The following is an 11266-nucleotide window of genomic DNA, read 5'->3' as shown; positions in this document are numbered from 1 at the left end:
GCATTTCGTGCGCCTTGTTCTTGGATTGTTGTTCTCGCTCGCCGTCGCAGCCTGCGTCGGACTCGGCACCACGTGGCTGGTGCTGACGCGCGGCACCGCGTTCGGCGCGATCCCTATCGGCGCCTGGGTGGCGTGGCCCAAGAGCGGCACCCGCGACGTCGATCCCTACACGCGGGCGACCTTCGCCCGCACCGGGGAGCTCCCGGTCGGCTCCGGCGACGGCGTCGCCTTCTACGCCCGCACCGACGACAACGGCCGCACGCTCGACGGCCGCTGCGACGTGCTGGTGTCGGGCACCACGCCCCAGGCGCGGTTCTGGACGATCACGCTCTACGACTCGCAGGGCAAGCTGATCGGCAACTCGGTCGACCGTCAGGGCTTCACCAGCCAGGAGGTGGTGCGCCGCTCCGACGGCAGCTTCGACGTCACGGTGGCGCCGCGCATCCGCTCGGGCAACTGGCTGCCGACCAACGGCATCGACAATTACGTGCTGGTGCTGCGGCTCTACGACTCGCCGGTCGGCGTCGCGACCCGCGCGGCGCGCGAGGCGCCGATGCCTTCGGTGACGGTGCAGTCATGTCCGTGAGATTCTCGCCATGATCCGCTGGCTGCTCTGGCTGCTGGCAGGCGTGCTGCTCGGCGGTATCGTGCATCTCGTCGCGGTGCTGATCCTGCCGCGAACGGCGACGCAGGATGCCTATTCGCGGCTGACGCCGATCGCGCCGGTGAATGCCGTCGCCTCGGTGCCGCAGCCCTCGCCGCAGAGCGAGACCATGCCGTTCATGGATCCGGCCTTCGCCACCGCGGTGTGCCGCTATGATCTCACCGACGGGCCGATCAAGCTCACCGTGCCGGTGAGCCCGTCCTACACGTCGGTGTCGTTCTACACGAGGCGCGGCGTCTCCTATTACGCCATCAACGACCGTGCCGCCGGCCGCCGCCTGATCGAGCTCGAATTGATGACGAGCGACCAGCGCGCCAACCTGCCGGAAGACGAAGAGGTCACCGCGGCCGACCGGCTGATCGTGGAATCGCCGACCAGCACCGGGCTGATCATGGTGCGGGCGCTCGCCGCCGAGCCCGGCCTGATGCCGGCGGTGCGCGCCTCGCTGAGCGGCACCACCTGCCGCCAGCAGCCGATGCCGGTCGCGGGCGATTAGGCGCTGTTGTACTGGCTGATGCGCTGCTGCAGGAGCCCGAGCTGGCGCTCGGCCTCGACGGCGATCGGCGACGGCGCTGCGATCACCATGCGCTCCAGCGCGACCCGGTAGGACGCCACCCGCTCGTCGAGCGAGCCCTGCACCCAGCGGATGACGTTGCGGTTCTCGGCCATCCGGAACTTGGTGTTGTTGCTTTCCTCCGGGGTGAGGTTCGAGACATAGCCGAGCGCCTTGGCGCGCTTGTCATCCATATCCTGGACATAGTGCGCAGTCTGGAAGAACGGATCGAGCCGGATCACGTCGTTGCGGATGTCCTCGATCAGTTTGTTGTAGCGCGCGGTCTGCGAACGGTACGGCGTGGTGAAGAGCCGGGAGGCGTATTCGTTGCGGTCCGGATAGGGCCAGGTGCGCGAGCCCAGACCCAGTTCGCCGAGGAAGCTGTACCACTTGTTGCGGTCGTAGGGCGGATCGATCAGCGGATAGGCGAGATCGCGGAGCCTGCGCTCTTCGTCGGTGAGGCCGTGACGCCAGACCGGATCGCCCTGCTCGCGCGTGGTGACCGGACCCATCCAGGCATGGACGTCGTCGTTGTAAAGAGTTGGCCGCACCCGGCCGAAGTCGGCGTTGACGCCGCAGCCGCTCAACAATGCGGACGCGGCCAGGATCGGGATCGCAATGGCGATCGACCGGTATCGCATCCGGGGCACTCCCTGCGTTCGAGCTGTTCGCTGCTCAACGCGAATTGCGTCGCCGCCGCCTGCGGCCTGGCGTGGCGCTATCGCCGCCGGACAGTCCGTTGGTCGGCTGGTCGGGGTGACGCTCGATTCGCACCACAGGAAGAATGATCACGCTCGCTGGCTCGGAGCTGGCGTCCACGTAGCGGCCGCCGCCGAGAGGTCGTTGCCCTTCTGGAAACTGCACGATGATTCCCATGCCCCTCCTCCCCCGACGGCGGAAGGGACGGTTTGCCCCGGCCGGCGGTTGGATCGCACCACCATTTAAGAGCGAGCATGGTTAACGCTCCGCTAACGGAACGGGCGTATGGCTGTCAGTGAGAGTACTTACCAGCGAATTGCGGTGTTCGTGCCCCATGACTTCCACGCAAAAAACTGACGCGCCAGCCAACGCCCTCGTCAGCGACCAGGAACTGAACAACCCGGAGCTCAACGGACTCGTGAGCTTGTCGAACCGCGACGGTGTCGACATCCGGCCGACTCTGCTGCGTGTCATCACCGATCTCTATCTGCAGAAAACCGATCACACCGAGCAGGAATCGCAGCGCTATGAGCGTCTCGCGCTCAAACTGATCGAGCGCGTCGATGCCAAGACCAGAGCGACCATCGCGCAGAAGATCGCGGGCTATCCCAACGCGCCGGCTGCGGTGCGGCAGCGGCTGCTCCAGGACTACATCAAGCTCAGGGCACCTGAAGAGCCTCAAGCTCCGACCGCAAATCAGATCTTCCAGCCCGCCGACAGCAAGCGGCTGGCGCCCGGCAAGGCCGCGGCGAGCGAACTCAGCGAGCTGTTCTTCACGGCCAACGCCGAGGAGCGGCGGCTCATTCTGCTCAACCTGCCCTACGCGCCGATCACACCGGCCGAACCGATCGAGCCCGCCGCGGCGAAGGCCGCCATCCAACGGCTCGAAGTCGCATCTCTCAACCATCGCATCGAGGCGTTCGCGCGCGAGCTCGAGCAGACCCTGTCGGTCTCGCGCGAACTCGCGCATCGCATGGTCATCGATCCGGGCGGCGAGCCGATCGTGGTCGCAGCCTCGGCTCTGCAAATGCCGGCTGCGGTGCTGCAGCGGATTCTGCTCTGCATCAATCCGGTGATCAGCCAGTCGGTGCAGCTCGTCTATGATCTCGCGCTGTTGCATGAAGACCTGAAGGCGGCATCGGCGCTGCGGATGATCGCGATCTGGCAGGCCACCCACCATCCGGAGACCAAACCGGGCGCCGGGAGCAAGTCCAAGACCGTGCAACCGATCGCCGCGCCGACGCCGGAGCCGCAGCGCGCTGTTGAGCGCGTCACCGAACCGCGCGCGGTCGAGCAACGAACTGTCGAGCAGCGCCGCTCAGCGTTCTCGGTGCTGCGTCCCAAAATCCTTTGGGAAAACCACGCCAAATCGCGCAACTCCGACAGCGCCTAGCGCTTTCGTCAGGTCACCACCGTGTCGAGAAAGCTTCGGCCGGCGCGGTCCTCGACTTCGACGATCCAGATGTCGGGATCGAACTTGATCTGCCGCGCGAGATAAGCCTCTGCATCGGCTTCCGTGGCCGGCTGCGTCTTCAGCGCGCGGATGAACGCGCGGTCCGACGGACGCGCCTCGTCGAACGCCGTCTGCGGCGCAGGCGCGAACACCTCGGCAGTGCCGTCGAGCCGCGAAATTTTGATGAACACCGCGCCCGCCTCTTCGGCGCCGCGCCGCCGCAGCATCGCCTGTGCGCCTTCGATTTGCACGCGCCGGATATAGGCCGCGACCCAGATGCCGGATTTCAGCCGCATGAGACCTCATCGCGCCCTGAACGATTCCAGACGCGCTGTCTTAACAGGCTCCGTACGGATTGCTCCAGAGGGCGCTTATTCCAAGGGCCGGCCGGTCAACGACGAGAGATCCCGCACCAGCTGATCGTTGATCTGGCCGGTCACCGGCCGCTTCCGCGCGCGCTCGAAACGCTCGACCGCGGCCTTGGTCGGGGCATCAAAGACGCCGGTCGGCGTCAGCGGGCCATAGCCGAACTCGGTCAGCGCCCGTTGCACGGCGACGGTGCGGCCGTTTGGCGCCAGCAGCGCCGCGATCGGGTCACGTGGAGGCTCTGCCGCCTTCGCCTTGACGCTTGAGCGGGCGATCGCGGCAAGCAACGTCTCGCTCGGCTCGGCGGACGGGCGCAAGCCCGCGGCCTGCTCGAAATCGCGGATCGCGGCGTCGGTCTTCGGCCCGTAGAAGCCGTCAGCCGGGCCGTCGTAGAAGCCGTGCTTGGTCAGTTCGCGCTGAATCTCCGCGACCGTGTCAGAGTGCGGCCGGGCTGGCGGCGGCGCAGCGACAGGCTTGCGTCCCGGCATCAGCGTCGCGACCGAGTCGGTCAGCGGCGCCACGACCGGTGCAGGCTTGGTGGAGAAGATCGGCGCCGGATGCGGCCCGGACTGCAAAAACAGCGCATTCACCAGGATCGTGACGACCGCAAGGGTCGCCGCGAGAGCCGCAATGGTGTCGCGCGGCCGCAACAGCAACCACCGCAACGGAAACGGCAGCTTCGCCGCGAAGCTTGGGCCGACATCGACTTCATTGATACGTGCTGCTCTTGCTGCCACGACGCTCTCACGCTGTTTTCTTCATTGGCATTTCGGGCGCGCTTGCGGGCCGATCGAATGCCGGACGCTCGATATTCGATGGCGCTTGCGCCGATTGTTTGGCGGCCGGACGCGCCGTCTCACAATTCCAAGGCAGCCGCACCGTAAGACACGTGCCCTTGCCGACCTCGCTTGCGATTTCGAAGCTGCCGCCGTGGAGGTCGATGAGGCCTCGCACGATGGAGAGGCCCAGGCCCGTTCCGTCATGGCGGCGGTCGTAAGTGCCCCGCGCCTGGAAGAACGGCCGGCCGATCTTCGGCAGGTCCTCGGCACTGATCCCGACGCCGGTGTCTGCGACGGTGACGACGATCTCGGAAATCCCGGCCGTGGCGCTCACGGTCACGCGACCGCCGCGCTCGGTGAACTTGACGGCGTTGGAAATGAGATTGAGCAGGATCTGCTTGAAGGAGCGCTTATCGGCAATGAGCTCCGGCAGGCTATCCGGCAGACGCCGGCTGAGCTCGATGCCGTTCTCGCGCGCCTTGAGCGCCAGCAGATCGCAGCAGTTACCGATCACCTGCGCGGGTCCGAAAGGCTCCGGCGCAAGCTCGAAATCACCGGTCTCGAGCTTTGACATGTCGAGAATGCCGTTGACCACGGTCAACAGGTGGTTGCCGGAATCGTTGATCAGCTTGGCGTATTCCTGACGGCGCGGACCATCGAGCCGCATCCGCTCCTCGTTGATCAGCATGTCCGAGAAGCCGATGATGGCGTTGAGCGGCGTGCGCAGCTCATGGCTCATGTTGGCGAGGAACTTGTCCTTGGCCTCATTGGCGTGATCGGCCTCGGCACGGATGCGCTCCAGCGCCTGCTCTTGGTTCTTGCGCTCGGTGACGTCGCGCATCACCGCGACCACCTCGGGCTCCGAGGGCTTGGCGCCGGTGCTGGTGTTGTCGAGCTTGCGGCAGCGCATTTCGACCCAGACAAATTCATTGCCGGCCACCGGCGGCGCGGAATCCTGCACATCGCGACGGACACGGAATTCGACGGATTGCGCTTCGCCGAGCGAAGCGGCGTCGGCGAGTGCCGTGAGATAGGCCGGACGATCGGCGACGTGAACGCGGTCGAACAGCCGGTGGCCGTGCAGTTCAGTGACCTTGGCGCCGAACAGCGTTTCGGCTGCCGGCGAGGCAAACAGCACCGCACCGTTGCGGCCGTGCCGCGTGATGACATCGGTCATGTTGCGCGCGAGAAGACGATAGCGATCCTCTTCCGCATAAAGCAGCCAGAAGCTGGTGCGCGCGAGCGATTCCGCGCCGAGCGCCAGGCCGATGGCGTAAAGCACGGCCGAGACCACGCCCAGCGCCGCAAGGGCGCCTGCGCCGGAGGCATCCGGCGGCGGCAACATGTCGGCACGGCCGAGGAAATGCAGCAGAGCTACAGCAGCGAGCGTGAAGGTCGACGCGATCGCCACCACACGACGTGAAGCCGACAGCGAGGCTTCCAGCGGCACGAGCACCAGCCAGATCGCCGCGAATGAGCCGATACCGCCGGTGCCGGCGGCGACCGCGGTGACCAACCCGGTCAGCGCCAGCGACGAGAGCACATGAGCACTTTCATAATGACCGGTGCGCGAGAGGTAATAGGCGGTGAGCATCGGCAGCACCAGCCAGGCGAACACCAGGACCTCGAGCGAGCCCGGCGCACCGCGCAGCGTCACGTAAATCGGCAAGGCCGCGAGCGCCGCGATGCTGCCCAGGAGCCGCGGCGCGATGAACGCGCGGTGCCGCGACGCCGTCAGCGCATCGCGCTGCGCCGACGGATGCACCAGCGTGTCAACATAGTCGCGGATCGACTTCAGCAGGCCCACGGTGATTCCGTTCGTCCACGCACGCCCGTGGCTTCGGACGCGCTCCCTTGATTTTGCCCGATCGTGTCAGAGTGGGTTTAAACGAGTGCTAAACGTGAAAGCGCCGGAGGCGGCAGCGGACGCAGCAGTCGCCGTTTCATGGTGAACAGTTTGTTGAAGTCGTTGGGTTCTGACGCGAGCGCTCGCGCCAAAGTCGCATTTTCCGAGAAAAACCGGGCTTTTCCAGCGTCAACGAATTCCTAAGCAATCGATTCAAATTTTGCGAAAATTTGCCTCGTATTCTCGTTGAATGCGCACAAAAACGCGAACAGCGTCTTCAAGCCTGCCTGCTAGCGTGTGTCATGCGGCGTAACAGCCGCCCGGAGGCCGCCGTGACGACGGCGTCCGAGAGGAAGCAGGGACACGGACGAGGCCATGTTCTTCTTGTTGCGCGTCGCATTCTGGCTGACGATCGTGCTCGTGCTGTTGCCGAGCGGCGGTTCGCAGCCCAATGCGAAGTCCACGATCGGCGCGACCGACGCGCTCGTGGCAGCCAGCGCCGCGGTATCGGACATGAGCAATTTCTGCGACCGTCAGCCGGGTGCCTGCGCGGTCGGATCGCAGGCCGCGGCCGCGCTCGGCCAGCGCGCCCAGGCCGGCGCGAAGATGGTCTACGACTTCCTCAGCGAGCACAGCGTGCGCAGCGACCCGACCGGCGTGACCAACGGCCTCGGCCAGAACTGGCCGGTGTCGCAGGACACGCTGCTTGCGAGCGACCTCGAGCCGGCTTGGCAGGGCCCGCTGCCGACCGAGACGCTGCCGATGCCGCGTAAGGACCCGCGCCGCAAGGCCTGAACCGCCGCACTCCGGCCCCGATTTTCCTTCGACGCGCCCGGCGTTCCACCCTATATAACCGGCATGGGACCGCGGCTGCCGCCGCGGCGGAATATCATGCCAATCGACGAGATCATCGAGAACTTCGACCTCCTGGACGAGTGGGACGACCGCTACCGGTATCTGATCGAGCTCGGCCGCGCGCTGCCTTCTCTGCCCGAATCCGCGCGGACGGCCGCCAACAAGGTGTCCGGCTGCGCCAGCCAGGTCTGGCTTTCGACTTCGATCAAGCCAAACGGCGGCAACGGCCCGGTGCTGACGTTCGAGGGCGACAGCGATGCGCACATCGTGCGCGGGCTGATCGCGGTGCTGTTCGCGCTCTACTCCGGCAAGAACGCGCAAGAGATTCTCTCAGCAGACGCCGTGGCCCTATTCGAGAAACTTGGCCTGCGCGAGCATCTGACGCCGCAACGTTCCAATGGATTCCGCTCGATGGTCGAGCGGATCCGCCGGGACGCCAATGCGGCGCTCGCGGCCGTGCATTGAAAGATCGCCAACCGCTGCGCTGGCAATCGGCGGGTTCAAATGCTGACAGTCTATCTCGCCGGTCCCGAGGTGTTCCTGCCGGACGCAATCGAGGTTGGTGAACGCAAGAAGCGGCTGTGCAGCGCCTATGGCTTCGAAGGCATTTTCCCGCTCGACAACGAGATCGTGCCGAAAGCTTCAAGCGAGCGCATCGACCGGCTGATCTATCGCGCCAACGAGGCGATGATCCGGCGCGCTCATTTCGGCATCTGCAATCTCACACCGTTTCGCGGCGTGAGCGCCGATCCGGGAACGGTTTTCGAAGTGGGAATGCTGGCCGGGTTGGGCAAACGGGTGTTTGCCTACACCAACGTTGCTCCGGATTACTTCGACCGCACGAAGCGCACGGAAGCGCTCGCTTTCGACTCCGGCCAAAAGCTCTGGCGCGACACCCACGGCATGACGGTCGAGGATTTTGGCAACGCCGACAACCTGATGATCGACTGGGCGGTCGCGGAGCGCGGCGGATATCCGATCGTCAGGCACGATGCCCGTCCGATGGAAATCGATCGCGATCTCACTGGCTTCGAAAGATGCCTTCGGCTTGCCGCCGAAGCATTCGCCAGGCCGGCTTGATCCGATCAGCGCCGGCGGCGACGCTGCTGGCCGAGGCCCATCTGCTTCGCAAGGTGCGAGCGCGCCGCGGCGTAGTTCGGCGCCACCATCGGATAGTCGTGTGGCAGGCCCCACTTCTCACGGTACTGTTCGGGCGTCATGTCGTACTGCGTGCGCAAGTGACGCTTAAGCGACTTGAACTTCTTGCCGTCTTCGAGACAGACGATGTAGTCGGGGTGGATCGAACGCTTCACCGGAACCGCTGGCCGCATCGGTTCCGACGAGGATGGGACCTCGCCGTTCGAGACCCGCAGCAGCGCCGAGTGCACCTGATTGATCAACGCCGGGATGTCGGCGGAGGCAACCGGGTTGTTGCTGACATAGGCCGAGACAATCTCAGCCGTCAGCCCGATGAAATTGGTCTGATCCAAAGCGTCACCCATAGGTCAAAGCCCGATCGTTGAGGTTGGTCGTTGTCTCGATAGCGACCCGCAGCAGACGGAATCTGTCCGCTGCTCCACCAGTAAAGTATAGGTCGCCGGAAGTTTCCCGCAAGAAGAGGCACGTATTATCACAATAACGATACAATCATTCCTCCCGGAACCCAAGGCTTCTGGGAGGATAGACAAAATATTCCTTCCAAAAAACCAGAGCGCCGGCCAAGGGCCGGCGCTCTGGAATTTCGACCAGGACGGGCCGGGCGACTGCTCAGCCCTGCTTTTCGAGATGCGTGCGAAGCGCATCGACCGAGGCGAACTTCACCGTGCCTTGAGGCAGTTCGGCCTCGATCGAGCCGTCGGCGTAGAGCGTGTAGGGCATGCCATCGATCACGCCGGACTTCAGGATCGCAGGACCGCGTTCGGCTGTCATGCGGGCCGGACCCGGCGGCTTGCGGTCGGCGGGCTTGCTTTCGCGCGGGCGCGCCGGAACTGGCGGCAGCGGCATGTCGAGCGCGGGCTCCCGCTTGGCGGCTTCGCTCGCCGGTGCCGTGGTCGGCGCGCGATCCGGCCAGACCAGATCGAAGCCGTCCTTAGGCTTGGGTGGCTCGGGTGGCGGTGCCGGCCGCGCCATCGGCGGCTCGGCCTGCGGCGGCAATTCAGGCGGACCCTCATGCCGGCCAGGCGGCGTCCAGGCCTTCGGTTCGGCTGGCTCGGACGGGGGCGGCGTGATCGAAACGCGCTGCAGCGGACGGGGCGAGAGCGGTGCCTCGTCGAACACTTCCTCCGCTGATGGCTCCATGGCCACCGGGCGAGAGGGCATCGGCTCCGGCGCAATGGGCCGCATCGGCGTCTGCGGCGTCGCAGGCGCCACGGGCTTGGACTTCGAACGCAGCCAGTCGAGCGGACCGGGCGCAGGAGCCGGCGAAGGCGCGGGTTCGCTGGCTGCGGTTACCGGAAAGCGCGGCTCAATGACGCGCGGCGGTGGATCTGGCATCCGCGGCGGCGGCTCCGGCATGCGCGGTGGCGGCTCTGGCATCCGCACCGGCGGTTCTGGCATGCGCGGCGGCGGCTCAGCCGCCTGTGGCAGGCCGGTCGAGAACATCTCGGGAAGCGGCGGCGCATCCGAATCGGGCCGGGGCGCCGGGCGCGTCGGCATCGGCGAGGGCACGACGGCCGGGGTCATGCGTGCGACAGGCGGCGCCAGCGGCTCCACAGTCTCCGCGGCGTGGCTCGGTGCCCTGCCCTGCAAGGCGAGATGAATCTTCCGGAGCTGGCGCAGAACGGCGGAGATGCTGATCAGCAGCAAGCCCGTGGCAGCCGAAATACTGCCCGCGGAGATCAGGGTGTTGCCGAAATTGAGCGCACTCGGCGCGATCCCAAAGCCGATCGCGAAAAAGCCGACGGCGGTCGCCACAAGGCCCACGATCAGTATAACGACAGACATACGCTTAGTTCCTCAAACACGCACGGGCGGCGGCCACAGATGTTAAAGAATTCTGACGGCCTTCTGGATCATCCGCAAGAACTTGGCCATGTATAACCGGATGTAATCTACGATTGATTAACGCTGTTTCGGCCCTCCTGGGGATGCGGACTGCAAAAATATTGACTCCCCCGAGCCGCTCCACACACCCGCCGCCTGACACAGAGCGGCCATTCCTCACGGTTCGGCCGTTGCCCTCCTTCGCGGCGCGGCCTAATTAAGGAACTCCTTTCCGGGGTGTCCGTTGCCTCTGAAGGTCGTTTTCCCGCCGGTTCGTATCCTTTAGGAGAAGCCCGATGTCGTTCTCGCTGCCCGACCTGCCGTATGCCCACGATGCTCTCGGCCCCCACATGTCCAAAGAGACGCTTGAGTATCATCACGACAAGCACCACCTCGCCTACGTCAACAACGGCAACAACCTGCTCAAAGGCACCGAGTGGGAGAACAAGTCCCTGGAAGAGATCGTGAAGGGCTCGTTCGGCAAGAATGCCGGCCTCTTCAACAATGCCGGCCAGCACTACAACCACCTGCACTTCTGGAAGTGGATGAAGCCGAATGGCGGCGGCGACAAGATTCCGGGCGCGCTCAAGACCAAGATCGATAGCGATCTCGGCGGCGTCGCCAAGGCCAAGGAAGATTTCATCCAGGCTGGCGTGACCCAATTCGGCTCCGGCTGGGCCTGGCTCGCGGTGAAGGACGGCAAGCTCGCCGTGATGAAGACCGCCAACGGCGAGAGCCCGCTGGTGCAGGGCGCCAAGCCGATCCTCGGCTGCGACGTGTGGGAGCACTCCTACTACATCGATTACCGCAACCGCCGGCCGGACTATCTCAAGGCGTTCTGGGAAAACCTGATCAACTGGGACTACGTCAACGAGATGTTCCAGGCGGCCAGCAAGTGACGCGCTGATTACTTCGCAGCGCAATATCCAAAAGAACAAGCGGGGCCTTCGCGGCCCCGCTTTGCATTTGGGAAAATATCATGCGTCGGATGCGTCGCATTGCCACCATAGTCGCGCACCGGTCGTCGCCATAATCATGCGCGACTAACTTCGATCCGCCCTCACCCATC

At 65.2% G+C, this 11266-nt stretch carries 14 protein-coding genes; 7 read left to right on the top strand and 7 right to left on the bottom strand.

Annotated elements, in window-relative coordinates; all coding sequences use genetic code 11:
• The first annotated feature begins 7 nt into the window (after window positions 1-7).
• Both RHPLAN_RS15705 and RHPLAN_RS15700 read left to right on the top strand, forming a co-directional pair.
• Complete coding sequence (locus tag RHPLAN_RS15705) at window positions 8-586, top strand: DUF1214 domain-containing protein (protein ID WP_068019679.1); 579 nt, start codon at window positions 8-10, stop codon at window positions 584-586.
• 10 nt (window positions 587-596) lie between these two features.
• The gene (locus RHPLAN_RS15700; RefSeq protein ID WP_068019677.1) at window positions 597-1160 is read left to right on the top strand and encodes a DUF1254 domain-containing protein; all 564 of its coding nucleotides are present in this window, start codon (window positions 597-599) and stop codon (window positions 1158-1160) included.
• Here the strand turns inward: RHPLAN_RS15700 and RHPLAN_RS15695 are convergent.
• Together RHPLAN_RS15695 and RHPLAN_RS39390 are read right to left on the bottom strand one after the other, a co-directional pair.
• Window positions 1157-1858, bottom strand: coding sequence for a hypothetical protein (locus RHPLAN_RS15695; RefSeq protein WP_068019675.1), 702 nt, complete (start codon window positions 1856-1858; stop codon window positions 1157-1159). The genes RHPLAN_RS15700 and RHPLAN_RS15695 overlap by 4 nt on opposite strands.
• Before the next feature lie 34 nt (window positions 1859-1892).
• Window positions 1893-2093, bottom strand: a complete 201-nt coding sequence (locus tag RHPLAN_RS39390) for a hypothetical protein (protein WP_157100290.1) — start codon at window positions 2091-2093, stop codon at window positions 1893-1895.
• 157 nt (window positions 2094-2250) lie between these two features.
• On the opposite strand from RHPLAN_RS39390, the gene RHPLAN_RS15690 reads away from it, so the two are divergent.
• Entirely contained in the window at window positions 2251-3309 is a 1059-nt protein-coding gene (locus RHPLAN_RS15690; RefSeq protein ID WP_068019673.1) for a hypothetical protein, read from the top strand.
• Between the two features lie 8 nt (window positions 3310-3317).
• Here the strand turns inward: RHPLAN_RS15690 and RHPLAN_RS15685 are convergent, their stop codons facing one another.
• The 3 genes from RHPLAN_RS15685 to RHPLAN_RS15675 form a co-directional block, all read right to left on the bottom strand.
• Complete coding sequence (locus RHPLAN_RS15685; protein WP_068019670.1) at window positions 3318-3665, bottom strand: DUF1491 family protein; 348 nt, start codon at window positions 3663-3665, stop codon at window positions 3318-3320.
• 75 nt (window positions 3666-3740) lie between these two features.
• Window positions 3741-4472 (bottom strand): peptidoglycan-binding domain-containing protein, encoded by a 732-nt coding sequence (locus RHPLAN_RS40550; protein ID WP_068019668.1) that lies wholly within the window; start codon window positions 4470-4472, stop codon window positions 3741-3743.
• A gap of 7 nt (window positions 4473-4479) precedes the next feature.
• Window positions 4480-6321: a sensor histidine kinase gene (locus RHPLAN_RS15675; protein WP_068019666.1), complete on the bottom strand. Its 1842-nt coding sequence runs from the start codon at window positions 6319-6321 to the stop codon at window positions 4480-4482.
• A 414-nt stretch (window positions 6322-6735) separates the two neighbouring features.
• On the opposite strand from RHPLAN_RS15675, the gene RHPLAN_RS15670 reads away from it, so the two are divergent.
• The 3 genes from RHPLAN_RS15670 to RHPLAN_RS15660 all read left to right on the top strand — a co-directional run bounded on the left by RHPLAN_RS15670 (window position 6736) and on the right by RHPLAN_RS15660 (window position 8295).
• Window positions 6736-7155: a DUF5330 domain-containing protein gene (locus RHPLAN_RS15670; RefSeq protein ID WP_068019663.1), complete on the top strand. Its 420-nt coding sequence runs from the start codon at window positions 6736-6738 to the stop codon at window positions 7153-7155.
• Between the two features lie 96 nt (window positions 7156-7251).
• The gene (locus RHPLAN_RS15665; protein ID WP_068031286.1) at window positions 7252-7680 is read left to right on the top strand and encodes a SufE family protein; all 429 of its coding nucleotides are present in this window, start codon (window positions 7252-7254) and stop codon (window positions 7678-7680) included.
• A gap of 39 nt (window positions 7681-7719) precedes the next feature.
• Window positions 7720-8295, top strand: a complete 576-nt coding sequence (locus RHPLAN_RS15660) for a nucleoside 2-deoxyribosyltransferase (protein ID WP_068019661.1) — start codon at window positions 7720-7722, stop codon at window positions 8293-8295.
• A gap of 5 nt (window positions 8296-8300) precedes the next feature.
• On the opposite strand, the gene RHPLAN_RS15655 is transcribed toward RHPLAN_RS15660, so the two are convergent.
• Both RHPLAN_RS15655 and RHPLAN_RS15650 read right to left on the bottom strand, forming a co-directional pair.
• Entirely contained in the window at window positions 8301-8717 is a 417-nt protein-coding gene (locus tag RHPLAN_RS15655) for a Ros/MucR family transcriptional regulator (protein ID WP_068019660.1), read from the bottom strand.
• Window positions 8718-8982: 265 nt separating this feature from the next.
• Window positions 8983-10158, bottom strand: a complete 1176-nt coding sequence (locus tag RHPLAN_RS15650) for a hypothetical protein (protein ID WP_068019658.1) — start codon at window positions 10156-10158, stop codon at window positions 8983-8985.
• A 335-nt stretch (window positions 10159-10493) separates the two neighbouring features.
• Here RHPLAN_RS15650 and RHPLAN_RS15645 point away from each other — a divergent pair, with 335 nt between their 5' ends.
• The gene (locus RHPLAN_RS15645; protein ID WP_068019654.1) at window positions 10494-11096 is read left to right on the top strand and encodes a superoxide dismutase; all 603 of its coding nucleotides are present in this window, start codon (window positions 10494-10496) and stop codon (window positions 11094-11096) included.
• Window positions 11097-11266 lie beyond the last annotated feature (170 nt).

Source organism: Rhodoplanes sp. Z2-YC6860, from assembly GCF_001579845.1.
Classification (GTDB): Bacteria; Pseudomonadota; Alphaproteobacteria; order Rhizobiales; family Xanthobacteraceae; genus Z2-YC6860.
The sequence above is the reverse complement of the archived record's forward strand: the minus strand, read 5'-3'. Positions and strand labels throughout refer to the sequence as shown.